At 40.3% G+C, this 23,842-nt stretch carries 22 protein-coding genes; 8 read left to right on the top strand and 14 right to left on the bottom strand.

Annotation, left to right across the window (positions count from 1 at the left end; all coding sequences use genetic code 11):
• Positions 1 to 55 precede the first annotated feature (55 nt).
• Positions 56 to 205 (bottom strand): bacteriocin-like protein, encoded by a 150-nt coding sequence (locus ASE55_RS20435; protein WP_185116267.1) that lies wholly within the window; start codon positions 203 to 205, stop codon positions 56 to 58.
• A 245-nt stretch (positions 206 to 450) separates the two neighbouring features.
• On the opposite strand from ASE55_RS20435, the gene ASE55_RS02495 reads away from it, so the two are divergent.
• Together ASE55_RS02495 and ASE55_RS02490 are read left to right on the top strand one after the other, a co-directional pair.
• A complete protein-coding gene (locus ASE55_RS02495; RefSeq protein ID WP_056215092.1) occupies positions 451 to 2,100 on the top strand; it encodes an ABC1 kinase family protein in 1,650 nt (549 codons plus the stop codon).
• 108 nt (positions 2,101 to 2,208) lie between these two features.
• Positions 2,209 to 3,561 carry a DEAD/DEAH box helicase gene (locus tag ASE55_RS02490; protein ID WP_056215089.1) on the top strand — a complete coding sequence of 451 codons (1,353 nt, stop codon included), beginning with the start codon at positions 2,209 to 2,211 and terminating at the stop codon, positions 3,559 to 3,561.
• 53 nt (positions 3,562 to 3,614) lie between these two features.
• Here ASE55_RS02490 and ASE55_RS02485 read toward each other — a convergent pair whose 3' ends face one another.
• From ASE55_RS02485 to ASE55_RS02455, 7 genes are all read right to left on the bottom strand, one after another.
• The gene (locus ASE55_RS02485) at positions 3,615 to 3,815 is read right to left on the bottom strand and encodes a hypothetical protein (RefSeq protein WP_056215087.1); all 201 of its coding nucleotides are present in this window, start codon (positions 3,813 to 3,815) and stop codon (positions 3,615 to 3,617) included.
• A 169-nt stretch (positions 3,816 to 3,984) separates the two neighbouring features.
• Positions 3,985 to 4,641: a GDSL-type esterase/lipase family protein gene (locus ASE55_RS02480; RefSeq protein WP_056215083.1), complete on the bottom strand. Its 657-nt coding sequence runs from the start codon at positions 4,639 to 4,641 to the stop codon at positions 3,985 to 3,987.
• Positions 4,642 to 4,722: 81 nt separating this feature from the next.
• A complete protein-coding gene (locus ASE55_RS02475) occupies positions 4,723 to 5,184 on the bottom strand; it encodes a lipocalin family protein (protein ID WP_056215080.1) in 462 nt (153 codons plus the stop codon).
• A 226-nt stretch (positions 5,185 to 5,410) separates the two neighbouring features.
• On the bottom strand, positions 5,411 to 6,574 hold the full coding sequence (locus ASE55_RS02470; protein WP_056215077.1) for an iron-containing alcohol dehydrogenase: 1,164 nt from the start codon (positions 6,572 to 6,574) through the stop codon (positions 5,411 to 5,413).
• 243 nt (positions 6,575 to 6,817) lie between these two features.
• Positions 6,818 to 7,423 carry a hypothetical protein gene (locus tag ASE55_RS02465; RefSeq protein WP_056215074.1) on the bottom strand — a complete coding sequence of 202 codons (606 nt, stop codon included), beginning with the start codon at positions 7,421 to 7,423 and terminating at the stop codon, positions 6,818 to 6,820.
• Between the two features lie 23 nt (positions 7,424 to 7,446).
• Entirely contained in the window at positions 7,447 to 7,851 is a 405-nt protein-coding gene (locus tag ASE55_RS02460; RefSeq protein WP_056215071.1) for a membrane lipoprotein lipid attachment site-containing protein, read from the bottom strand.
• A 105-nt stretch (positions 7,852 to 7,956) separates the two neighbouring features.
• On the bottom strand, positions 7,957 to 8,793 hold the full coding sequence (locus ASE55_RS02455) for a hypothetical protein (RefSeq protein WP_056215069.1): 837 nt from the start codon (positions 8,791 to 8,793) through the stop codon (positions 7,957 to 7,959).
• A gap of 115 nt (positions 8,794 to 8,908) precedes the next feature.
• Between ASE55_RS02455 and ASE55_RS02450 the strand changes: the two genes are divergently transcribed.
• Together ASE55_RS02450 and ASE55_RS02445 are read left to right on the top strand one after the other, a co-directional pair.
• Positions 8,909 to 11,443 carry a phosphoenolpyruvate carboxylase gene (locus tag ASE55_RS02450; RefSeq protein WP_056215066.1) on the top strand — a complete coding sequence of 845 codons (2,535 nt, stop codon included), beginning with the start codon at positions 8,909 to 8,911 and terminating at the stop codon, positions 11,441 to 11,443.
• 8 nt (positions 11,444 to 11,451) lie between these two features.
• Positions 11,452 to 12,189 (top strand): hypothetical protein, encoded by a 738-nt coding sequence (locus ASE55_RS02445; protein ID WP_238584972.1) that lies wholly within the window; start codon positions 11,452 to 11,454, stop codon positions 12,187 to 12,189.
• Between the two features lie 32 nt (positions 12,190 to 12,221).
• Here the strand turns inward: ASE55_RS02445 and ASE55_RS02440 are convergent, their stop codons facing one another.
• Positions 12,222 to 13,832: a S8 family peptidase gene (locus tag ASE55_RS02440; RefSeq protein WP_056215064.1), complete on the bottom strand. Its 1,611-nt coding sequence runs from the start codon at positions 13,830 to 13,832 to the stop codon at positions 12,222 to 12,224.
• Positions 13,833 to 13,918: 86 nt separating this feature from the next.
• On the opposite strand from ASE55_RS02440, the gene ASE55_RS02435 reads away from it, so the two are divergent.
• The 4 genes from ASE55_RS02435 to ASE55_RS02420 all read left to right on the top strand — a co-directional run bounded on the left by ASE55_RS02435 (position 13,919) and on the right by ASE55_RS02420 (position 17,813).
• Positions 13,919 to 15,043 carry a DegT/DnrJ/EryC1/StrS family aminotransferase gene (locus tag ASE55_RS02435; RefSeq protein WP_056215061.1) on the top strand — a complete coding sequence of 375 codons (1,125 nt, stop codon included), beginning with the start codon at positions 13,919 to 13,921 and terminating at the stop codon, positions 15,041 to 15,043.
• A gap of 485 nt (positions 15,044 to 15,528) precedes the next feature.
• Entirely contained in the window at positions 15,529 to 16,551 is a 1,023-nt protein-coding gene (galE, locus tag ASE55_RS02430; protein ID WP_056215060.1) for a UDP-glucose 4-epimerase GalE, read from the top strand.
• A gap of 10 nt (positions 16,552 to 16,561) precedes the next feature.
• Positions 16,562 to 17,326 carry a methyltransferase domain-containing protein gene (locus tag ASE55_RS02425; RefSeq protein WP_056215057.1) on the top strand — a complete coding sequence of 255 codons (765 nt, stop codon included), beginning with the start codon at positions 16,562 to 16,564 and terminating at the stop codon, positions 17,324 to 17,326.
• A gap of 25 nt (positions 17,327 to 17,351) precedes the next feature.
• Positions 17,352 to 17,813 carry an adenylyltransferase/cytidyltransferase family protein gene (locus ASE55_RS02420; protein ID WP_056215054.1) on the top strand — a complete coding sequence of 154 codons (462 nt, stop codon included), beginning with the start codon at positions 17,352 to 17,354 and terminating at the stop codon, positions 17,811 to 17,813.
• A 56-nt stretch (positions 17,814 to 17,869) separates the two neighbouring features.
• Here the strand turns inward: ASE55_RS02420 and ASE55_RS02415 are convergent, their stop codons facing one another.
• The 5 genes from ASE55_RS02415 to pnuC form a co-directional block, all read right to left on the bottom strand.
• The gene (locus ASE55_RS02415) at positions 17,870 to 20,383 is read right to left on the bottom strand and encodes a TonB-dependent receptor domain-containing protein (protein ID WP_056215051.1); all 2,514 of its coding nucleotides are present in this window, start codon (positions 20,381 to 20,383) and stop codon (positions 17,870 to 17,872) included.
• A 167-nt stretch (positions 20,384 to 20,550) separates the two neighbouring features.
• Positions 20,551 to 21,576, bottom strand: a complete 1,026-nt coding sequence (gene mltG, locus ASE55_RS02410; RefSeq protein WP_056215047.1) for an endolytic transglycosylase MltG — start codon at positions 21,574 to 21,576, stop codon at positions 20,551 to 20,553.
• Between the two features lie 22 nt (positions 21,577 to 21,598).
• Entirely contained in the window at positions 21,599 to 22,381 is a 783-nt protein-coding gene (gene dapF / locus ASE55_RS02405) for a diaminopimelate epimerase (RefSeq protein WP_056215044.1), read from the bottom strand.
• An 89-nt stretch (positions 22,382 to 22,470) separates the two neighbouring features.
• Complete coding sequence (locus ASE55_RS02400; protein WP_056215042.1) at positions 22,471 to 23,094, bottom strand: hypothetical protein; 624 nt, start codon at positions 23,092 to 23,094, stop codon at positions 22,471 to 22,473.
• 4 nt (positions 23,095 to 23,098) lie between these two features.
• Positions 23,099 to 23,764, bottom strand: a complete 666-nt coding sequence (gene pnuC, locus ASE55_RS02395) for a nicotinamide riboside transporter PnuC (protein ID WP_056215039.1) — start codon at positions 23,762 to 23,764, stop codon at positions 23,099 to 23,101.
• Positions 23,765 to 23,842: the final 78 nt, after the last annotated feature.

The following is a 23,842-nucleotide window of genomic DNA, read 5'->3' as shown; positions in this document are numbered from 1 at the left end:
AAAAAGAATGCAGTTTTGCATTCTTTTTTTTATTAAATCAGTGATCCTAAAGATACTACTGAGGGCAGATCACAGCCGGACATACTAATCTCGGGCATCTTGGCCTTCCGTCATCCGGACAGCATTGGTTGGAACAGTTTCTGATAATTCCGCTTCCTGCAATACTTTTCATCTGGTTTCTTGAGATTTTCTTTAAATTTTTCATAACAATATAATTTAATGATTAATTTTTTAAATATAATAATTTTAGCCGTACTATTCCATGTTAAGAGAATTATTGTTTCAATTAAAATCTTAAAAATGATAGAGTAAGCCATTCGGGATTGTGGTATGAACTCACATGAGTCCCTCTGTCAGGTATAAAGATGAAAACCTGTTTGTTGTGTACAGGATAATATTTGAAGGTGCTGTGGTATAGTGACAGCTTATTTTTTTGTATTTTTATACATTATGTTCGATAAACAGCAAAGAAAACTGAAAAGATCTGCCAGGCTTATTTCCGTATTGAGTAAATATGGTTTTAAAGATCTTCTCGCCAGGATGAACAGCGGGAATAAGCCGGTGGAAATTTCCCGGAACCCCGATGAAATTATTTCAAAAGGAACCGTATATGAAAGAATCCGGCTCGTGCTGGAAGAACTGGGGCCTACTTTTGTGAAACTCGGGCAGACGTTCAGCAACCGGGAAGACCTGCTTCCTCCGGAACTCGTACAGGAACTCCAGAAGCTCCAGGATAAAGTGGATACGGTGGAAATGGACGTGGAAGAAATCATGGAATCTGAATTCAGCATCACGGTTTCAGATCATTTTCTGAAGATTGAAAAACAGCCTCTTGCAACGGCTTCTATTGCGCAGGTATACAGAGCGGTTCTTGCTGACGGGACGGATGTTATCTTAAAAATTAAGAAACCGGATGTCCAGAGCATTATAGAAGATGACTTACTGCTGATTAAAGACCTTGAAAAACTGGTTTCATCCTATTCTGAAATAGGGGAGAAGCTGAATCTGAAGCAGGCTATTTACACGTTTGAAAAATCGCTGCTTGAAGAAGTGTCGCTGATCAATGAAAAGGAAAATATCCTGCAGTTCAGGAGGAACTTTAAAAACCATAAAGAAACTTATGTTCCCAGAGTGTATGAGGAATTTTCCAATAATACGGTGCTCTGCATGGAGTTTATCGACGGGATTAAGGTGACGGATAAAGCAGGCCTTTTAGCACATCATATTGATCCGGTGACGATTTCTGAAGTCGGGTTGAGGCTTTTTATCTCACAGATTTTAGATTACGGTTTCTTCCATGCAGATCCGCATGCCGGCAATATCCTGGTGCAGAAAGACGGCAAAGTGGTTTTCATTGATTTCGGAGCGGTAGGTAAAATCCCGCCGAATGATAAGGAAGTCCTGGAGAATATGATTGTCAGTTTCGTGGCAAAAAATCCCCATAAAATTGTCCGTTACCTGAAAAAAATGGCGGTAAGCTACCAGATTCCGGATGAAAAGCGGTTTGAAAATGACGTAGAGGATATCCTTAATTTTGTTCACAGTACATCTTTAAAAGAAATCGATCCCCAGTCCGTTATCAATAAAATGAAAGATGTATTGAAGGACAACCGCCTGTACATGCCGGATTATTTTTATCTTCTCTTTAAAGGAATCGGCCTGATTGAAGGCGTCGGAAGGACCATCAACCCTGATCTTGATGTGGTGAAAAGCCTTCATCCCTACACGAAGAAAATACTCGCTAAAAAGATCAGCCCGAAAAACATCGTAAAAACGGGAATAGATAGGATGATGAGCTTCACGGATACGATGGATGAAATCCCGAAAGAACTCCGGTCCGTCCTGCAGAAGCTGGATGAAAACAAATTTACCGTTACCAGCGAGATCAAGAATATCGACAAAACAAATCAGCTCATAAAATCAGGGATCGTCAATCTGATGTTAGCGATGGTTCTCGGAGCCAATATAATTGCCACGGCTATTGTCTTTGTTTCCGGATCCGGCCCTAAAATCGGGGAAATGTCTCTGATAGCTTTACTGGGATTTATTTTTTCAATGGTGTTGATCATCATCATTCTGTTGAGAATTACAAGGAAATAAGAGCTTGTTAAAGAAGAACATTATTCTGATCATTCTTAAATCTTCACGCATGACGCTTATGTTGTTCATCTGTATAACTGCAAAAAATTAATTGCCTATCTTTGCAAAATGGAAAAACTCACTTTTGCAGATTTTGACCTGCCTGTTAAAATTCTTGATGTTCTTGCGGACCTGGAATTGTTTGAGCCTACACCCATTCAGGAAAAAAGTATAGGGCCTATACTTTCCGGAAGGGATGTGATGGGAATTGCGCAGACGGGTACCGGAAAAACATTAGCCTATCTGCTGCCTGTCCTTAAAACCTGGAAGTACAATAAAAACGGGAACCCTACAATTGTTGTTTTGGTTCCTACCCGGGAATTGGTGGTTCAGGTAACGGAAATTGTCGAGAAATTAACAGAGAATCTTACTGCAAGAGTAATCGGGATTTACGGAGGGAAAAACATCAATACCCAAAAGCTTCTATTCAATAACGGATGTGATATTTTAGTGGGCACGCCGGGAAGGATTATGGATCTCGCCATTGATAATGCCATTTCCCTGAAAGAAGTTCAGAAGCTGATTATTGATGAGTTTGATGAGATGCTTAACTTAGGTTTCAGGCCGCAGCTGACCCACATTTTTGAAATGATGAAGGACAAGCGGCAGAATATCCTTTTCTCAGCTACCATGACAGATGCTGTAGATGAAATGCTGGACCAGTATTTTGCAGGGCCTATTGAAATTTCCCTGGCGAAATCCGGTACGCCACTTGAAAAAATAGAACAGACTGCCTATAAGGTAGAAAACTTCAATACCAAGATCAACCTTCTTGAACATTTGCTGAAGAGCAATCAGGATATGTCTAAGGTGTTGATTTTCACGAATAATAAAAAGAATTCAGATCTTCTGTACACAAAAATTAGTGAGCTTTTCCCTGATGAGTTTGACGTGATCCACTCCAATAAATCTCAGAACTACAGGCTGAAAGCCATGAAGAGGTTTGAGAATGAAGAAATAAGAGGCCTGATTACTACAGATGTCATGGCGAGAGGTCTGGATATTTCAGACATTACCCACGTGGTCAACTTTGAAACCCCTGAAATTCCGGAACAGTACATTCACAGGATCGGTAGAACGGGTAGGGCAGATAAAAACGGGATAGCCGTAACGTTTGTAACCAAGAAGGAAGAACCTTTAATTCTTGATATCGAGCTCCTGATGGATAAGGAATTAACCTTTATTGCATTCCCTGAAGGCGTGAAAGTGAATCCTAAGAAAATCGCCTCTGAGGAAGAGCTGATTGTCATGAAAAATCCGGCGCAGGTGAAGCTGTATGACGGTGGAGGTGCTTTCCATGAGAAGAAAGACAAAAACAAGAAAGAAAACTGGGGCGGCCCTTCAAAAAGAAAAGAACCCAAGAAATTCGGAGCGAACAGGGCGCAGCAAAAAGCGATCTCGAAGTCTAAAAAGAAGAAATAAACAGTATTTATACAGAACAAAAAACTCCCGGGTAATGCCGGGAGTTTTTTGCTTTATTTTACCAAGTAAAGAATAAATTTGTCATCAACGTTATCTCCGTTTATATCTTCATAAGCTTCTACAAGCTGCAGTTTATTATTGTTAATACTTACTACTTCAATAGTTTCTCCGTCTATGACTAATTTTTTCTGCACCGCATCATAAGAATAAGGCTGTGTTTCTGTTCCGTGATTTTCACAGTTTCCGCTAATCATGAAAGGTTATAGATTGTACTCAATATACAGGTATTCAAAGCATTTTTAGCGAGTCATCCTTATTATACATAAAAAAGCTGTCTCACCCTGATGAGACAGCTTTTATAATAATTAATGTAAATTCCTTTTTTTCTTTGTATTACATCAACAACAGATATACTGCTTATTTTTATTTCATATAAGGCATCATAACCGAAGTCCAGAGCTGATATCCTTCCGGTGTCATATGAAGCAGATCTTCCACAAAAAGATCGTTCCTTACTTTTCCGTTGGCATCCTGCATAACTTCAGTGATGTCAATAAATTCTGCATTAGGCTCCTTTTTCATGAAAGCGGCAATTTTTTTATTTGCTTCTTTCATCTGTGGCCAGAGTTTTTCGCGGCTCCGAGAATATTTGATGGAAATATAATCTACCTCAATTTTCGGAAACCGGGACCTGATTTTTTTATAAAATGTTTTAAAACGGTCAACCACAACATCTGCTTTAAGCTTATCATTGTCGGCGAAATCATTTTCCCCGCAATACACAATGATCTGTTTGGGCTGATAAGGGTTTAACAGGTCATCAGCATAATCGTTGAGATCGGTCAGCCTGGAGCCTCCGAAACCTCTGTTGATAATGGTTTTACCCGGAAAGTACCGGTCAACATCAGTCCATTTGGTAAAAGACGAGCTTCCGACTAACAGAATGGCATCTTTCGGCGGTGCGGTTTCCTGATCCGTTTTTTTGAAGTTCTGGATGTCCTGCCAGAACATCGGCTTTTTTTCCTGTGAAAAGAAAAGGGCAAAGGTCAGCAATAGAAATGCCGTTAAAGTCTTCTTCATTTTTTTAATACTTTTTATTTTCTATTAAAATTCTTTTTCATAAAAAACTCCCGGAAATTCGGGAGTCTGTTTTATCTTAAGTTATCTTTTATACGAGATATACGTTACGTCTATAATCTGGTCTCCGTCTTCATCAACATTCCCGAACATCTGTTTCAGTTTCATCTCAGAGCTTGTAAGCACAACCACCTGATATTTTCTGGAGCTGTCATTATCATATTTAATAATCAGTTCCTTGGTTTCGGCATTGTACTCGTAAGTTCCTTCTGACTTAGCACTTAGCTGGCAATCTGTACCCACTCCTGCATAGGCGGAATATGATGCATAATAATCCGTTCTGTACTCCGTAATATTTTTTGCAGAGCAACCCATAGGAACCGTGGTGTCAATTACCGTTTTATCGTCTTTTCCGGAAACAAGTTCTGTCTTGCTGGTTTTCCACTCACCTTTCATCATATCCATTTCATAACCCTTGATATCGTCATCTTCGCAGGAAGTAAGCGCCAATGCTGAAAAGGCAAATAAAAGTAACTGTTTTTTCATTTCACAAATTTTAGAATATGCTAAAATATAAATAAATTTGAAATATCAGTAATGAAATTCTGCTTTTTTAAACCAACAGTTGTAGAAAAGACAAATTTATACAGGTGAAAAGATACGGAAAGCAACCGGTTAAAAACTTTACAGCGGTTTTAAATTTCAGCATCTGACTTTATAAAGCTGTAAAACCTGTTCAATAAAATTTCAAACAACCTGTTTTTGGGCTTTGCTAATAGCTCATTTCCACAATCTGGCGTGCATCCTGCGGAGTCAGTGTCTTATATTCACCTAAGCCCAGCCAGTTTCTTTCCGTGAATGCTTTTTCCACCCTTTCGGCAGTGCCTTTATAATCTTCCGTATATTCTGAAAGCCTGGTCTGAATATGAAGGCTGTGGAAAAATTCTTCCAGTTTTTTAATTCCAAGTTCCGCTTTTTCTTCTACTGAACCGTCTTTGATTCCCCAAACCCTTTCTGCATACTGCGCCAGCTTCTCTTTCTTGGATTCAAAGTTGTAACGGTAATGGGAGGGAGCGATGACAGCCAGCGTCCTTGCATGGTCAATTCCGAAATAAGCGGTCAGCTCGTGTCCCATAGCATGCACGGCCCAGTCGGTAATCACGCCTTTCTGGATCAATCCGTTCAGGGCCATCGTACAGCACCACATAAAATTGCCGGCTGCATCATAATCGAAATCACCGCCCAGCACTTTCGGAGCCGTTTCCTGAATGCTGATCAGGATACTTTCGGCAATTCTCTCCTGAAGATCAGCCGGGGAAGTAGTGGTCATATACTGTTCCAATACGTGGGTATAGGCATCGGTTAATCCGTTTACAATCTGACGTTCAGGAATGCTTCTTACCACTTCCGGATCCAGTACTGAAAACTGAGGGAAAAGTCCCGGGCCTCCCGAAGACAGCTTCTCATTGGTTTCCCTTCTCGAAATCACATAGCCCGAATTCATTTCAGAACCTGTTGCCGGTAACGTAAGGATGCTTCCGAACGGCAGTCCTTCGCCTTCAAAAGTGCGTACCAGTTTCTTTAAAATTTCCCATGGCTCGCCGTCGTAATTGGTTGCTGCAGACAGGAACTTTGTGCCGTCGATAACCGAACCGCCGCCCACTGCCAGAAGGAAAGTGATATTTTTTTCTTTGATAAAATCCAGGGCCGTGATCAGGACTTCATATTCAGGATTCGCAGGTACACCTCCGAACTCATAAAACTCATGGTCTGCAAGGGCTTTTCTCACCTGGTCATACACACCGTTGTTTTTAATGCTGCCGCCGCCGTAAATCAGCAGTATTCTGGCATCTTCAGGAATTTCTTTGGAAATTTTAGCAATTTCCCCTTTCCCGAAAAGTATTTTTGTTGGATTCTTAAACTCGAAATTAAGCATTGTTCTGATTTATTTTAACCCAAATGTACGCAATGAACCCTGAAAACAGCGTTAAAGAAGTTTTAAAATTCTGATGACGGGCTTTAATAAAAACGATCATGTAATTGGGATCATTCAAGAAGCACGCAATTTTAGTTAAAGGATAAAAATATTCAGTTAGGAGCAATATCTATTATTCCACAGGAATTTAACCGTGATTTTCAATGAAGGTTTTACACTGTCAGTAAGATTGGATTTCCGGTTCTACTCAGTAATACAGTCTTCACTTTTAAAATAAATGCCGTTGCTTTTAGAGTCCGGTTTCCCGGTTTTCCTGTTGATTCTGATCAGGAAAGATTCCTTGGTCAGCGGACAGTTTTTTGTTTTTGAAAGATACAGTGAAATATACCGGTCGTCTATTTTATATGAGCTGCCCGGCCTGTTGGCTGAATCAACGCTGAAACCATATGTATTGGCAATTAAAACAGCTTCTGGAAGGTTATCCACGGATCCGATAAAATCCCTTAACTGCTGTTCGGTTGAGAAATATACGGAACGGCCGTTTTCACAGGCCATAAGGTAAGAGAAGCAGTCTTCGCTCAGACATTTCTGAAAGAAACCTTTCTGAGGTGCCGGATCATTAAGGGTCATGTATTGCGGCATCTGGCTTTCATAGATCACGGCCAGATCAGGATCCGGATTATTGCGGAGCACAGACCAGTACTGGTATTTCTTGTCCGGGACGATAAAAGGGTAGAGAAGTTCAGGATTGTCGAGGATTTCCGGAATCTTTTTAAAGTCCTGGGAAACGGTATTTTGGGAGAACAGTAAACCGGATACCAGAAATGAGATGATTGAAATGATTTTCATGAGTCTGATGATGATCCTGAGTTCTATTGCAGGATAATTTTATAGTATCCCTGTTCGTCTTTTACATCAATGCCTATTCCTGTAAACGTTAATTTATTAATCTGGTAACCGTCACAGCCTCCTTTAAATTCGGATGACTGGATTGAAAAATTAAAAACTCTTACCGCAGAATAAAACGTATAGTTTTTTGTCCCGTTGTAAGCCCCGACATTCTCTAAAATAACCTTCCCGTCAGAAGTTTTGGTCAGCGGTATACCCACCTGGTTTTCGTCGCTCACCGAAAACGGATCCAGGGTTCCGTTGGTAATCAGGTTTTCGCCCTGATCATCAACAAATTCAAAAACAATCGGCTGAGGAGCGTTATAGCAGTCGTCGCCACAGGCTGTAAAAAGAAAAGCCATGACAAGGAAGATAAATATTTTTTTCATGGGGTAAAGATTATGTCGGTGAAATGTAAAGTTAATCATTAAGTGCTGGTATTCAAAATTATAATAAAAGAGTAGAATATTATTGATTTACAGAGCCATCATGCATTATTGTATTCCACGCTCTTCCCTGATCTGTTTCTGTGTTTTATAAGGCGTATACATCTGATGTTCATTAAAAGCAACAATTTTATGATCTACAATTTTACCTTTTATATAAATAGAGTCTCCGTTTTTAAAGGTATATTCTTCCATAATGATATTTTCATATCCCTTGATGTCTTCAAGATATGAACTGATCCACGGGTGTTCATTTTTAAAATGATCTATAATTTGATGGTTTTTAGAATGGAAAGGCGCATACATACTGATGTTTTTTTCTTTTCTGTTCACAATTTTTCCGGTAAAATGAACATTGTTATTTCCAAGCGTATCCATAATTGAATACTGAAAATCAATAGTGTATAAATTCCCGTTTACAGAAAGTTTTGTTCCTTTCGGGTATCTGGTAATCATACTGTAATCGAAATTTTCATAGATCTGTATGTCTCCTTGCGTTTCCGTATTGGCTCTTAAACTGTCATATTTCAGATAATGTTCATTTCCTATCCTCAGAAAGTAAAATGCTGCTTCACTTCCGGAAATCGGAGCGGTTACTGTTTCATCGGTATAAATTTTACATTTTAAAACAGGCAGGGCATGTATTGTTTTCCACTGTTCATTCTTTTCTTCAGCACCTTTCTTCATTGAATTGATTCCGTTAAAAACAATAGAGAAAAAGCCGATAAAAGATGTTAAGCAAACAAGGCAGAAAACTCCGAAAATAATCAGGATGATTTTCAGCGTATTTTTATCAGATGCCTGAAAATTCCCGCCATTATCATCAACAGGGTTTATGTTAGAAAAGGAATTGTCCGCTTTAATATGGAATTTAAATTTGATCATACCGGTTAAAAACTTGTCAAAACTAATCAATAATCATAAAAAAATACAATTTTATTTTTAAATTAGTTAACAGGATACCATTTGAATTCAAACCAAAATCCCCTACATTTGTTATATGAGACACGACCGACGCGCAGAAAAATTCAGGCAAATTGTGGAAAATAAATTCCAGATCTACAATTCATTGTTTATGAGCCTGCCTTATGATAAAATGACCAACATCGGGATGCTCCTTCCGTTTCTTTGCGAAGAAAGCAAAGCCGGTTACGAAGCAGGAAAGACCCCTGAAGAAATCGTAGAAGAATTTTTTAAAAACCATACCGATTTACAGACGGAAGAACAGAAGCTTGAACTGCTTTTTAAGATCATCCAGTATATTGAAAGGCAGGTAGTCCTGTTCGACAGTATTGAAGATGCGGCTTTTCCAAGCCTGCATTCGGAAAGCGATAAAGGAACGGTAACCAATTTATATGAACGTTCGCTGCAGGATCATAAGCTTGAAAAAGTACGTGAAAAACTGAAGGACTTTGCCGTTAAAATTGTTTTTACGGCGCACCCTACACAGTTTTATCCCAATTCCGTACAGAGAATCCTGCACGATCTCAGGAATGCCATCACCAAAGATTCAGTAACGGATATTGACATGCTGCTCCAGCAATTGGGAAAAACCCCTTTTGTCAATAAGGAAAAGCCGACGCCTATTGATGAAGCCATGAGCATCATCTATTATCTGAGGTATGTGTATTACGATACCATCGGGGAACTTTTTACCAAGATCAAATCAAATTTCGGCACCAGCCATTTCCATCTGCATGAAGACCTGATCCAGCTGGGATTCTGGCCCGGAGGTGATCGCGACGGAAACCCTTTCGTTACCGCAGACGTTACCAAAAGAGTAGCGGAAGAACTTCATTCCGCGATTTTAAAAGCCTATTATAATAACCTTAAATCCGTGCGGAGAAGGCTCAGCTTCAGAGGCGTTTCCGAAGTTCTGGGGAAATTAAGCAATGAACTGTATGCGGCCATTTTCAGGAATGAAAAGATTACGGCAGAAGATATCATCAGAAGAATTGATGAGGCTGAGAAGATTGTCGTAGAAGAGCACAACTCATTGTTCCTGGATCTGCTGACTGATTTCAGGGACCGCGTGAAGATTTTCGGGACCCACTTTGCCACATTGGATGTCCGGCAGGACAGCAGGATTCATCAGGCAGTTATTGATGAGGTTTTTGCTAAAACATCCGGGAATACAGAGGCTGGCTATGAAGAAAAGTTCAGTCAACTGATTCAGAGGTCGGAAACGGTTAATCCGGAAGACTTTGAAGATGTTGTTAAAGATACTTTACTAACCGTTACGCAGATATCCCAAATCCAGCAGATGAACGGCACCAGAGGGATGAACCGCTACATTATTTCCAATTCCGATGCGGTGAAGGACGTGATGAATGTCTATGCATTCTTTAAAATATGCGGGTACCGGGATGAAGAAATCAATATGGATATCGTTCCGCTTTTTGAAACCATGGAAGGCCTGGCCAATGCAGAAAATGTGATGAGCGAGCTGTACAAGAACCCGGTTTACCAGAAACATCTGGCAGGAAGAGGGAACCAGCAGACCATTATGCTGGGCTTTTCAGACGGAACCAAAGACGGCGGATACCTGAAAGCCAACTGGGAGATTTACAAAGCCAAAGAACTTCTTACCGCACTTTCTGAAAAGAACGGGATTAAAGTGGTCTTTTTTGACGGCAGAGGTGGACCGCCGGCAAGGGGAGGCGGAAAAACGCATGATTTCTATGCCTCACAGGGAAGTACCATTGCCAATAATAAAATTGAATTAACGATTCAGGGACAGACCATTACCAGTATTTTCGGGAACAAGGAACAGGCGAAATACAATTTTGAGCAGCTTCTGACCGCCGGCGTGGAAAATGATGTCTTTAAAAATGCCAAAAAAGATTTAACGGAAGAAGAGCGGGCCCTGATGATAGAACTATCCGAGATCAGCTATCAGAAATATTCAGACCTGAAAGCGCACCCTATGTTTGTGCCTTATCTTCAGGAAATGAGTACGCTGGAATATTACGGAAGGACCAATATCGGAAGCCGCCCATCAAAAAGAGGCGGCGGAAATGAGCTGAAATTTGAAGACCTGCGAGCAATCCCGTTTGTTGGGTCGTGGGCACAGCTGAAACAGAATGTCCCCGGATTTTTCGGTTTCGGGTTTGCCATGCAGCAGCTGAAGGAACAGGGAAGGTTTGATGAAGTAAGAGAATTGTACAAAGGTTCGGATTTCTTCAGGACGCTGGTGCTCAACTCTATGATGAGCATGAACAAAACATATTTCCCGCTGACCTATTACATTAAAAACAATCCTAAATTCGGCCCGTTCTGGACGGTCCTGTTTGATGAATACCGGCTTTCCAAAGAAATTATGCTGGAACTTACCGGGTTTACCATGCTTCAGGAAGAAGATGCCCTATCAAGAAAATCCGTGAAAATCCGTGAAAAGATCGTATTGCCGTTGTTGAGCATCCAGCAGTATGCTTTGATGAAAATCCAGAAAGGCGAAGGAAACAGGGAAGCATATGAGAAACTGGTGATGCGTTCACTGTTCGGGAATATTAATGCAAGCAGGAATTCAGCTTAAACTTAATAATGAGGAGATGCGTTTTAATAATTGCCCTGATGTTTTCGGCAGGCTGTAAAGAATCAAAAAAAGATAAACTGCCGCCTGCTGCAGGAAATGAAGCACTGTCCCTTGAAAAAGCAGTGGAAGACCACATAAACGTTGAGGAAAAGAAAAAACCGGCGGATTTCCTGCCGAAAGGGTTTGTGCTTTTTGACGAAGTTCAGGGAGACCTGAATAACGACGGAATAAATGACTACATCCTGATCATCAAAGGAACAGAAAAAGATAAGGTGGTTACTGATAAAGACCGCGGAACACTGGACCGGAACCGCCGCGGGATTATCGTACTGTTTAAAACCAAAAACAACAGCTACCAGCTGATCAATGAAAATAAGGCCTGTTTTTCCTCAGAAAATGAAGACGGCGGCGTTTACTTTGCCCCGGAGCTTGACGTATCGATAGAAAAGAATAAATTATTTATCCACTACGGGCACGGGAGATATGGTTACTGGACCTACACTTTCCAGTACAGGAATTCTGATTTCCAGCTGACAGGGTATGATTCCAGTGATAATTTCGGTCCGGTGATCAACAGCGAAACGAGTATCAATTTCCTGACCGGTAAAAAGCAGTTCAGGGAAAATACAAACAAGGATGCAGACAGCGGAGAAGAGGTGTTTAAAGAAACCTGGACAAAAATTAAGGCTCAGAAACCTGTTCTGTTATCTGAAATTAAAGATTTTGATGAACTTGACTTAACGTAAAATAATAAGGCCTCTCACATGAGAGGCTTTTATTATTCCTTTATTACTTTTTCATAAAAGATTTTATCTTTCGTCTGGATCTTAAGGTAGTAAATGCCTTTGGCAAAATCTTCAACCTTTACCGACTTCTGCTGATTAACTTTCGTAATTAGCCTTCCCAGGTTGTCATAGAGTTCTACAGACAGAACTTCTTTTTCCGTCACAATGTTCAGGATGTCTCTAACGGGATTGGGAAAAATGCTCAGCTGTTTGTCTTTAACTGTTTCCGAAGTATTCAATACCGTATTGTAAAAACTTCCGAAATTCAGGATTCCGTACCCCATCTGATCCGTATGATTCGGATACAGGGAGGCGGTCTGCCTTAACCGGTTTCTCATGGCATCTCTGTTCATGGTAGAAAACGCCTGGAGCAGGCAGGCAACTCCTCCGGCGGCAATCGGTGTGGCAATGGAAGTGCCGTTCACCTGTACGGTTGAACCGTTATCAACAGAGGTTGCATTGGATCCTCTTGTACTGGCATCAGGCTTTACAACACCTAAAGAATTAGGGCCATAGGATGAAAAATTTGAAGAAGCACCCGCGGCATCTACAGACCCGATGGTGAATACTTTTGCATTATCTGCCGGGGTCAGAAGATAATGCCATGGCTGGGCACCTGAGTTTCCGGCGGCAAACAGAGTGAAAATTCCTTTACTGACCGCAATTTCAGCCCCTTTTGCAATAAAGGAAGTGGTTCCGTTCAGGTTAGCATAGGTATAGTTGTATTTCGGGTCGTCAAAAGTCGCATAGCCCAGAGAAGTGGTGATAAGGTCAACGCCTTTCCGGTCTGCCTCTTCGGCAGCTTCAATCCAGTAGAGTTCTTCTTCAGGGATTTCTACAGCAGCATTTTCGCTCCGGTACAGGTAAAAATCAGCATCCGGTGCGGATCCGACAAAGGTATCCTGAATATATCCTCCGATAGCTCCCAAAACCACAGAGCCGTGGTTGCTGATTGAAGTATTGTAAATATCAGTTCCTTTGGTCACAAAATCATAGCCGCCTTTGATGTGCCCGTTAGTCCACAATCTTGAAAAGGCAGAACCGGTATCAACATTAGGAAATCCGGCATCAATCACAGCAACGGTTACGCCAGTTCCCGTATATCCTGCAAGATGGAGCGGGCGGATATTCACCTGGTCAATCTGCCCGGAACCGGAACCGTAATCGAAGGTCGTTAAGGTTTTATTTGCGGAGCCATCAGCAATAGCTTCCCATTTATTGACATTTTTATATTTGGGAATGCCGGCCGTATTTTTAGCAAAACTCTCCACCGACTGCACATATATCTGGGCCTGAAGGGTGGCAATCTGTGCAGGCGTGGCATTTACGGCAACACCGTTCAGCCATTTTGAATAATCCGTAACCGTAAAGCCTAAAGTCTGGATATTCTGAATGTATGACTGTTCAATCGGGGCATCCTGGTCATTGAGGGTTATACCCAGTGCCGTCCTCCGGTTAAGGGATTTCTGAGAGAGCTCAGACAGGGGATTGGCATAGAAAACAGCCTTGTTCGGCTTGTCTTTGAAAAACACAAAAACCAGCGATGTCTGTGCGAAACTCATAGAGTAACCCGCTAAAAGACAAAAAAGTAAAGTTTTTTTCATATCTTTATTTTGTATAAAGATAAAACAAAATCAATAAAATTTTTGATAGGATTTTAAATTCCTTATTTTTACAGAAATATTTATCTATGAAAAAGATTCAAATGGTTGACTTACAAAGTCAGTATTACAAAATAAAGAATGATGTGGATAATGCAGTATTAAATGTAATGGATTCTGCGGCTTTTATCAACGGCCCGGAAGTAAAGTCTTTCCAGAATGAATTGGAGTCTTATTTAGACGTAAATCATGTGATTCCCTGTGCAAACGGTACAGATGCACTTCAGATTGCCTTAATGGCGCTTGACCTTAAGGAAGGAGATGAGATTATCACGGCAGATTTTACATTCGCAGCTACTGTGGAAGTGATTCACCTGCTGAAGCTTAAGTCCGTTCTGGTAGATGTTGATTATGATACGTTCACCATTTCGCCGGAAGCAATTAAAAAAGCAATCACCCCTAAAACAAAAGCAATTATTCCTGTACATATTTTCGGGCAGTGTGCCGATATGGAGGCGATTTTAAAAATTGCAGAAGAGCATAACCTTTATGTGATTGAAGATAACGCGCAGGCCATCGGTGCCGAGTTTACTTTTTCAGACGGTACCGTGAAAAAAGCGGGTACGATGTCTACAGTAGGAACTACTTCTTTCTTCCCATCTAAAAACCTGGGATGCTACGGAGACGGCGGTGCTATTTTCACCAATAATGATGAGCTGGCCCACCGTTTAAGAGGTATTGTCAACCATGGGATGTATGAGCGGTATTACCATGATGAAGTTGGGGTAAACTCAAGATTAGACAGTGTGCAGGCAGCTATTTTAAGGAAGAAGCTTCCTCATCTCGACCATTATAACGAATCCAGAGCAAAAGCAGCCGATTATTATGATGAGGCATTTGCCGGGCACGAACATATTTTAACTCCCAGAAGAGCAGAAAATTCGTCTCACGTTTTTCATCAGTATACCTTAAGGATCGTAAACGGAAAAAGAAACGACTTACAGAAATTCCTGACCGAAAAAGATATTCCGGCTATGATCTATTATCCTGTAGCGCTGAGGAAACAGAAGGCTTATTACCAGGAAAGCAACGATGCGGATTTTGTAAACACAGACCGGTTGCTGGAACAGGTAATTTCCCTTCCCATGCATACCGAATTGGATGACGAGCAGCTGAAGTATATTACAGAAGCGGTACTGGAATTTATGAACTAAAATTCAAAATTACCGTTATTCTATACGGATGAAATGTCATTCAGTAACTTGTTTTTAAATACAGGTCATTGAGTTATTTTATATCAGGCTGTTTTCATTGAAGACTCACCGGAAACTTAATAAATCTGTGAATCTGATACGATGAAAACAGCTGTATTTAAAGGAATAGATCAATAAATACCACATCACGCATTTCAGTAAGGATTATCGGTAACAATGGTCCGTTTTTTGAGTTTCTATCGAATAGAATTTTATTGATTCTTAAAAAATAACGTAGGATTTTAATCAGCTATATCATAAAATCCTGATAATTTTTGGATTGTACGTTTTTATTTTCAATTAATTTGTAATAAAAATATATACCATTCTGTATAGTATGCTTAGATAACTTTACTTATTGATATTGTATAACAAAAGATAAAAACATAAACAGATAAAAAACAGCCGGAAGTCAAATACCGGCAAAGCCCAAAAAAAATTAATACATGGCAATACTCGTAACAGGAGGTCTTGGATATATCGGTTCGCATACGGTAGTAGAACTTTTAAATAATAATTTTGAAGTGGTTATCGTTGATGACCTTTCGAACTCAGAAAGATTTATTCTGAAGAATATTGAGGAAATTACAGGAAAAAAGCCCATTTTTTATCCTTTCGATTTAAAAAGGAGAGAGCTTCTTACCCAGGTTTTTAATGCACACCAGATTGACGGCTGCATTAATTTTGCCGCTTCAAAAGCAGTGGGTGAAAGCCAGGTGAAGCCCGTTGATTATTATGAAAACAACCTGTTTTCCCTGATCAATATCCTGCAGGAATTTAAAGAGCGTGAGATTTCCAACTTTATCTTCAGTTCATCCTGTACGGTTTACGGGCAGGCAGACCAAATGCCGATTAATGAAAGTACCCCTTTGAAAATGCCGGAAAGCGTTTACGGAAAAACCAAACAGATGGGAGAAGAGATCCTGGCTGATTTTGCGAAAGCCTATCGCCGGAAAATTTCATTATTGAGATATTTTAATCCGATCGGGGCACATCCTTCTGCAAAATTAGGTGAACTGCCTATCGGGGTCCCGAATAACCTGGTTCCTTATGTGATGCAGACTGCTGCGGGAATCCGTGAAAGTCTCAGCATCTGGGGGAATGATTATCCTACAGAAGACGGAACGGCAGTACGTGATTATATTTATGTGGTAGACCTGGCAAAAGCCCATGTTGCTGCCTTAAAAAAATTAATGGAGAATGATTCTGATGAAGCGGTAATTGATATTTTCAACCTGGGGACCGGAAAAGGATCTTCAGTGCTGGAAGTGGTGAAAGCTTTTGAAACAGCCAATGATGTTGAGGTTAAATACCAGATCTGTGACCGCAGGGAAGGGGATATTACCATTGCTTATGCCAACGTTGACAAAGCAGAGAAAGAACTCGGCTGGAAATCTGAGACTTCTTTAGAGGAAGCATTACGGTCTGTATGGCAATGGCAGAACTATCTGGCTTCAAGAAACGTTTAAATATCTGCGTATGGCCTGGAATCCTGAACTTTACGATCAATTTAAGAAAGAACGGTCCGCACCGTTTTTTGATCTTCTGAAACTGGTCATTCCCAGGGATAATCTGAACGTTATTGACCTGGGCTGCGGAACGGGTGAACTGACTTCGGAACTGTTGAATTATTTACCGGGATCAGAAATTACCGGAATTGATTCTTCTTCTGAAATGCTTGAAAAAGCCAAGCCGTTTGAGACAGACAGGCTTAAATTTTATCAGAGAAGTATTGAAGAGCAGCTGGAATCAGACGAAACTTTTGACCTGGTTATTTCCAATGCAGCCATCCAGTGGTGCGGCCACCATGAAAAACTGTTCCCGGAAATCATCAGTAAAATTAACAAAGGCGGGCAGCTGGCCGTTCAGATTCCTTCCAATCATGAATTCATCGTGCATCAGCTGCTGAAAAAAGTGGCGGAAACCGAACCGTATAAAACAGCTTATGGTTCATGGGAGAGAAAATATTCCGTTTTGAAGACTGAAGACTATGCCCGGATTATGTATGATCAGCAGGGCAGTGAAATTACGGTTTTTGAAAAAGTTTACCCTCTCGTAATGGAAGATGCAGAAGCTGTTTTTACCTGGGCATCAGGAACGGCCATGATTCCTTATACGGAAAGGCTCCCCGCAGATTTACAGGAAGGCTTTAAAGAAGATTATAAGAAAGAACTAAAACATATTTTTACGAAATCACCGGTCTTTTATCCTTTTAAAAGAACCTTTATTTCAGCAACATTTTAAAATCAACAAATAATTGGATATTAGTATGAAAACACAGAGAATAGGCATCACATTCTCCTCATTTGACTTATTGCATGCCGGTCACATCAAGATGCTGGAGGAGGCAAAAACAGTTTGTGATTATCTGATCGTTGGTCTGCAAATTGACCCTTCGCACGACAGGCCGACTAAAAACAAACCTACCCAGACTATTGTAGAACGATACATTCAGCTGCGCGCAGTAAATGCTGTAGACGAAATCATCCCTTATTACACCGAAGAAGACCTTCTGGATATCCTGAAGTCTTTTGTGATTGATGTAAGAATCATCGGTGATGATTATCTTGACAAAGATTTTACAGGAAAAAAATACTGTGAAGAAAAGGGAATTGAAATCTTTTACAATAAAAGAGACCACCGGTTTTCTTCCAGCGACCTGAGAAAAAGAATCTACGAAGCAGAACTTGCCAAACTTTCAAGAATGCAGACTGAAGAAGCTGTAAAATAACAAGAATCCCGAAATGACTTTCGGGATTCTTTATTTGTATGGATGTTTTTACCGGGTTACATTGGCCCCTGCTGGTCATCACCTGTAGCATTGGCATTGACATCTTTCTTCCTTCTAGGCTGATCTATTTTTTCACCCTGTTTGAATCTGTAAGTCAATGAAACGGCAAACTGTCTAGGCTGCCACTGCATGTAAGAATCTCTGGTGAAACCAGGGCCGTATGATGTTGATTCCATTGCTCTGGTATTGAAAATATCCTGAATATTGAACGAAATCGTTCCGTCACCTTTCCAAATTGTTTTTGACGCTCCGAAATTTAAAGCATACATATCTTTTCTGTCAACACTCTGTGTTTTTTGTCCACCTCTGTAGAAACCCTGAAGCTGAAGACTTAGTGTTTTATCGATCTTAACAGTTGATGTAAGTCTTGCTCTCACTGAAAAACCACTTCCTTCAAAAGACATAGGCTTATCAATTAAAGCAGGGTCAAAAAAGGTTCCTTTTGTATTGTACCCAAAAAGATCTACGTTTCCAAGGAATTTCAGCCATTTGGTTGTATCCCAGTTGAAGTTTAGATCAAGACCGAATCTGTCATCACTTCCTACATTTACCGGTCTCGTATGGAAAACAGTTGTCGGAACATTATTGATTAATTCCTGTTTGTTATAAGTCACAATTTTCACATCATCTGTTTGATGTCTGAAATAAAGGGTAGGGTTGATTGTGAATTTACTTTTGGATATACTGTAGCCAAATTCGTAAGAATCAACGTAAGAAGGATTCAGATCAATATTTCCGTCAAAGATATTTTGATTATCACTGTAATTAGGATTCGGAATCAGAAAGAATGATCTCGGCCTGTCGATTCTGCGTGAATAGTTCAGCAAGAACTGATTGTCTTTCGAGATTTCATAGCTCAGAAATACACTTGGGAAAAGGTTGTTATAATTTTTTACCGTTTTCTTAGCATCGTCAGCCATGCTTAAATAATCGATGTCAATTCTTGAATTTTCATTTCTTAAGCCCAATTGATATCCGAGATTACCGATTTTACTTTTAAACTGTACATATCCTGCATTAAACATCTCCTCATATTTTGCCGTATAGGTATAATCTTCAAGAAATAGTGTAAAGGGCAGTGTAGATGTATTCTGGGTAACAAGATTCTGATAATTGTTTCTGTTGATATCAATTCTGTAACCTGCTTCCAGCTTTGAATTTTCACCAATAGGAAGTTCATAATCTGCCTTACCGATTAATGTTTTGTTTCTTGTTTTCTGGTCAATAATATTTTCAAGATCGAACAGATTATTTTGGGTTTGATAGATATCACTTCCATTATTTGAGCGGTTGCTCTGTAAACTTAATGAAAGCGCTAAGTTTTGTCCTTTATCATTAAACTTATGGTCTAAACCGAAATCTCCCTGAAATGCTAAATTGTTGTTTATACCGGTACTGGTTCTGTTTCGTGTTGTAACCGCATTGTTAAAGCCATAATTAAGGTAATCAATATTCCCAATATTTGTTCCGTCAAAAGTTCTCACGGTACCTGATGCATTGATGGATGTTTTGTCGGTAAGATCTACAACAAGGCCTCCGGATGCATTATAGTTGTCATTTTTGCTGTCAGAAATAGATTCATTATGTGTTTCTCTGAAATTTCCTGTAGAAAGGTATGCGTTATTTCTGCTGGTATTCTTAGATTCCCTGTAACCGCCGCCGCCGTTCAGAAACCATGTGAAATTTCCTTTTCTCCAGCTTAAATTGGTATTTAAGTTTGTCTGAGGCAGATATCCCAGAGTTCCGATTACACTTCCGTTGAAACCTGTTTTTTTACTTTTCTTTAAAATAATATTTAAAATACCTGCTGTTCCGCTGGCTTCAAATTTTGAAGACGGGTTGGTAATCACCTCAATTCTTTCAATCTGGTCTGCGGGGATACTCTGCAAAGCATTGGCACCGTCATCAATACCGAGAAGGGCAGAAGGCTTACCGTTTATAAGAAATCTTACGTTGGAACTTCCACGCATAGAAACCGTACCGTCTGTGTCCACTGAAACGGAAGGAACGTTGGAAAGTACATCCTGCAGGCTTCCTCCTTTACTTACAATATCCTGGGAAGGGTCATAGGTTCTTTTATCAAGTTCTACTTTATAAGGCTTTGTCGAAGGGGCAGTAATTACCACACCCTGAATGTCTGCTGTTTTCAGATTTGTGGCACTGCTTTCAGGATCGATGGATAACGCCCCGATATTTCCCGGTGCTGTAATCTGTTTATTGACAACACTTTTTTTATAGTCAATGGCTTCTATGGTAATGTCATAGGCTCCCGGTGCAAGCTCAAGCTTATACTGGCCTTTTTCGTCCGTAAGCGTAGCATCGCTGAATAATTTGTTTGCTTTGTTACTGAATGTAACAGAAGCATAAGGAACGGGCTGGTTGCTCTTATTGACCACCGACCCGGAAATACCGACCTTCTCCTGCGCAAAGGCGAATGCCGCTGCCGAAAGTACAAAAGTAAGCCCTAAGGTTTTTTTTGTAAAAATGTTAATAATTTCCGTCTGATTCATAAGGTATTGTTTGTGTAAAATCGTGAAAGATTTTACTTAATATTACGAAATTGCTAACCTGCCTATTCCTGAATATTAAGTAATAATTTATTATTTATAGTACATAAGTCGCTTTAAAACGCGAAATGTTAATTATCGAATTGTTAAAATAAAGTTAAATTTATTTTCTATTTTATATTTTTTGAATTCAGCCAGTCCTGGTAAGCCTTGGCGTTAATGGCGTGCTGCTCGGCACTTGCTGTGAATTTGTGGTATCCGAATCTTGCAGGATCTGCACACATAAAAATATACTCGTTTTTTTCTGCGTTCAGGACGGCTTCCACAGAATTCTTATCTACGATACAGATCGGCCCCGGTGGAATGCCTTTGTTAGCATAGGTATTGTAAGGTGAAGGTGTTGAAAGATGTTTGTAGAATACCCGTTTGATCGGCTCTTTGAAATTGGTCTGTTTATTAATGGCGTAAATAACCGTTGGATCAGACTGAAGCTTCATGCCTTTTCTGTAGCGGTTAAGATACAGGCCGGCAATGGTTCTCATTTCATCCTTTTTCCCTCCGGATTCTTTATAGACAATCGAAGCAAGTGCGTACACCTGATCCCTTGTCAGCCCTGACTGTTCTTCCTTAGCTTTTCTTTCGGCATTCCAGAATTCATTGTACTGGTCATTAAACCTGTTGAAAAAATCTTTTGGCGTAACCGTCCAGAAAAAATTATAGGTATCAATAAAGAAATATTTTTTAAGGTCTTCTGCATTACTGTACCCGTTTTCAGCGGCAATGGCATTGAGCCCATCCACGAACTTAAGAGAGTCCAGCTCTGTTTTTTTGGTTACTTTACCCAGCATCTGGTAAACGTCCCCGAAATCCCCGATCCTGAAACTGTTCTCCGTCTGATTTCCGGCCTTGATCATATTCACAAGTTTTGCATTTCCCAGACCTTTCTGAAAATGGTAACGCCCCGCTTTGAAACTGCTTTCCAGATCTTTCTCCCGGGCAACCGCTTCAAAAGATTCTTTATCGTCAACATATTTTGCCGCTGAATCCAGGATCTGCTTAAAACCTGCGTTATGGGGAATCAGGACGTAGCCGTCTTTTTCAATGTTATTCCCGTAGTATTTGGTATATAATCTCAAACCGAAAAATCCGCCTATTACAAAAACAAGAAGGATAATAATGAGAATAGCTTTTTTCATGCACTATGATTAAAGTTATTAATTAAATAAGGTTGATTTTTCCTTTAAAAACCTGCTTTGCCGGGCCCTCCAGCCAGATATTGGTGAAAGAATCCCCGTTTTTTTCAGCATACACTTTAAGGCTGCCCCCCAGGGTTTTTACTTTTACTGAGGTTAGATGGCCTTTTTGCAGAAAAGTTAAAGCCGAAGCCGTAACTCCCGTCCCGCAGCTGTAGGTTTCATCTTCAACGCCACGTTCATAGGTCCTTACGAAAATTTCATCATCGGTTATTTTTTCCATAAAGTTGACATTGATGCCATTTTCCTTATGGTTTTCAGAGTTCCTGATGCCATGTCCTTCTGCAAAAACATTGTAGTTAGCCAGATCCTCTACATATTTTACATAATGGGGAGAACCCGTATTCATAACGGCAGCTTCGCCTTCCATGGAGATGGTATCAACATCAATCATTTTTAACTTGACAATCCCGTTATGGATCTCCGCCTCATGTTCGCCGTCAATCGCGATAAACCGGCATCGGTTTTCAAAAATATCAAGAAAGAAAGCAAATGCGACCAGGCACCTTCCGCCGTTTCCGCACATCGTGCTTTCTCCGCCGTCGGCATTATAATACACCATCTTAAAATCGTACGAAGGATCATTTTCCAGCAGGATCAGTCCGTCTGCACCAATCCCGAACCTCCGGTCACACAATTTCTCGATAATTTCCCTGTTTTTAGGGAACTGAAGGTCGCGGTTGTCTATCATGACAAAATCATTTCCTGTGCCCTGGTACTTATAAAATTCTATATTTTCTGATATCATATCTGTCTTAAAACTGAACGTGCAAAATTACTATAATTAAAACAAAAACGAACAGTGTCAGCTGTCCGTTTACTTATTTATAACCGTTTTTATCTGAACCCGCCGCTGTTTGTATTACGGGTGGTATTCTGCTGGGAAGAAGAGTTCTGCTGCGTGGTAGTGGTCCCTGAACTGTTTCTGAACCCGCCGCTGTTTGTGTTGGTATTGGAATTCGTAGAAGAGTTATTCCTGAATCCGCCGCTGTTGTTCTGGGTTCTCGGGGTGCTCTGCTGCTGGTTCCTGAATCCGCTGTTCTGTCTCTGGCTGCTGTTCTGCCTGTTGTTTTGTCTGAACCCGGTGTTGGAACTGCCATTATTGGTAGGTCCGTCTTTCACGCCGCCTCTGAAACCGTTATTAGGCCGTTGTGAAGTGGTGGCTCCCTGTCCGGACGCAGTAGATCTTCTGTCTACATATACTTTCCTTCTGGAATTGTCGTAATTCTGATAATAATAAGGAATGCCGTTGTCATAATAGTAATTGACATCATTTCTGTAATAATATCCGTCATTTCCCCAATATCCTCCGTTTCCGTAATATCCCTGAGGGGCATAATAAGATCCGTTATCATAATACGGGTCTCCGTACCCGCTTACCGCAGGATCAGAATACACTGCACAAGAAGTTAAACTTGATATGGTGATTACGCTGAATGCTATTTTTAATAAATTTTTCATGACTTTAATACATTTTTTTTAAACTTTTTTTCCATGTGGCATATCCCAGGATTGCCATTACAGTAAATACCAAATATTGAACCGAAGTGATTCCTAAACCTTTATAAATCATCATCGGGATGCAGATGAAATCCCCGATGATCCAGAAGATCCAGTTTTCAATACGGCGTTTGGCCATAAACCACATTCCCACCAGGAAAACGGAAGTGGTCATAACGTCCAGCCAGTTCGCCCAGTCCAGGTGATAGAGTCCCAAATCTGCACCGGCCATTGAAAATCCGTTATCAATATAAGGCTTGAAATAATATACTGCAGTTACTAAGATGAAACTTAAGGCAAAAAGTAAAATCCCGTAGCGCCATTCTTTTTCAGTGGCCCGTGAAACTTCCACATGGATGTGGTCTTTCGAGCTTCCGGCCCACAGCATCCAGCCGTAAATGCTCATTACCGTATAGTAAACATTGATCATACAGTCGCCCAGCAATCCGAAATCAAAAAGAATATAAACATAAAGCAGGGTAGAGATAATTCCCGTAGGATAAACCCAGATGTTTTTTTTAATTGAAAAATAAACGCTCAGGATCCCGAAAACGGTGGCAAAGGCTTCTGAAAATATCTGTAAGGGAGTGTAGGTTTCATAAGGTTTTATGAAGAGATCATATAAATTCATGAGGTCAAAAATAAACAAAAAATCACGCCCCTGAAAATGGTTTAAATAAAGTGTAAATCAGAATTTTAAAATTTTTTA

Source organism: Chryseobacterium sp. Leaf201 (genome assembly GCF_001421435.1).
Classification (GTDB): Bacteria; Bacteroidota; Bacteroidia; order Flavobacteriales; family Weeksellaceae; genus Chryseobacterium.
This window is presented reverse-complemented; position numbering and strand designations above follow the sequence as displayed.

Bases quoted from the DNA above. Each gene is read 5' to 3' on its own strand.
- ASE55_RS20435 (WP_185116267.1), bottom strand. From the start codon at position 205: ATGAAAAATTTAAAGAAAATCTCAAGAAACCAGATGAAAAGTATTGCA.
- ASE55_RS02495 (WP_056215092.1), top strand. From the start codon at position 451: ATGTTCGATAAACAGCAAAGAAAACTGAAAAGATCTGCCAGGCTTATT.
- ASE55_RS02490 (WP_056215089.1), top strand. From the start codon at position 2,209: ATGGAAAAACTCACTTTTGCAGATTTTGACCTGCCTGTTAAAATTCTT.
- ASE55_RS02485 (WP_056215087.1), bottom strand. From the start codon at position 3,815: ATGATTAGCGGAAACTGTGAAAATCACGGAACAGAAACACAGCCTTAT.
- ASE55_RS02480 (WP_056215083.1), bottom strand. From the start codon at position 4,641: ATGAAGAAGACTTTAACGGCATTTCTATTGCTGACCTTTGCCCTTTTC.
- ASE55_RS02475 (WP_056215080.1), bottom strand. From the start codon at position 5,184: ATGAAAAAACAGTTACTTTTATTTGCCTTTTCAGCATTGGCGCTTACT.
- ASE55_RS02470 (WP_056215077.1), bottom strand. From the start codon at position 6,574: ATGCTTAATTTCGAGTTTAAGAATCCAACAAAAATACTTTTCGGGAAA.
- ASE55_RS02465 (WP_056215074.1), bottom strand. From the start codon at position 7,423: ATGAAAATCATTTCAATCATCTCATTTCTGGTATCCGGTTTACTGTTC.
- ASE55_RS02460 (WP_056215071.1), bottom strand. From the start codon at position 7,851: ATGAAAAAAATATTTATCTTCCTTGTCATGGCTTTTCTTTTTACAGCC.
- ASE55_RS02455 (WP_056215069.1), bottom strand. From the start codon at position 8,793: ATGATCAAATTTAAATTCCATATTAAAGCGGACAATTCCTTTTCTAAC.
- ASE55_RS02450 (WP_056215066.1), top strand. From the start codon at position 8,909: ATGAGACACGACCGACGCGCAGAAAAATTCAGGCAAATTGTGGAAAAT.
- ASE55_RS02445 (WP_238584972.1), top strand. From the start codon at position 11,452: ATGAGGAGATGCGTTTTAATAATTGCCCTGATGTTTTCGGCAGGCTGT.
- ASE55_RS02440 (WP_056215064.1), bottom strand. From the start codon at position 13,832: ATGAAAAAAACTTTACTTTTTTGTCTTTTAGCGGGTTACTCTATGAGT.
- ASE55_RS02435 (WP_056215061.1), top strand. From the start codon at position 13,919: ATGAAAAAGATTCAAATGGTTGACTTACAAAGTCAGTATTACAAAATA.
- galE (WP_056215060.1), top strand. From the start codon at position 15,529: ATGGCAATACTCGTAACAGGAGGTCTTGGATATATCGGTTCGCATACG.
- ASE55_RS02425 (WP_056215057.1), top strand. From the start codon at position 16,562: ATGGCCTGGAATCCTGAACTTTACGATCAATTTAAGAAAGAACGGTCC.
- ASE55_RS02420 (WP_056215054.1), top strand. From the start codon at position 17,352: ATGAAAACACAGAGAATAGGCATCACATTCTCCTCATTTGACTTATTG.
- ASE55_RS02415 (WP_056215051.1), bottom strand. From the start codon at position 20,383: ATGAATCAGACGGAAATTATTAACATTTTTACAAAAAAAACCTTAGGG.
- mltG (WP_056215047.1), bottom strand. From the start codon at position 21,576: ATGAAAAAAGCTATTCTCATTATTATCCTTCTTGTTTTTGTAATAGGC.
- dapF (WP_056215044.1), bottom strand. From the start codon at position 22,381: ATGATATCAGAAAATATAGAATTTTATAAGTACCAGGGCACAGGAAAT.
- ASE55_RS02400 (WP_056215042.1), bottom strand. From the start codon at position 23,094: ATGAAAAATTTATTAAAAATAGCATTCAGCGTAATCACCATATCAAGT.
- pnuC (WP_056215039.1), bottom strand. From the start codon at position 23,764: ATGAATTTATATGATCTCTTCATAAAACCTTATGAAACCTACACTCCC.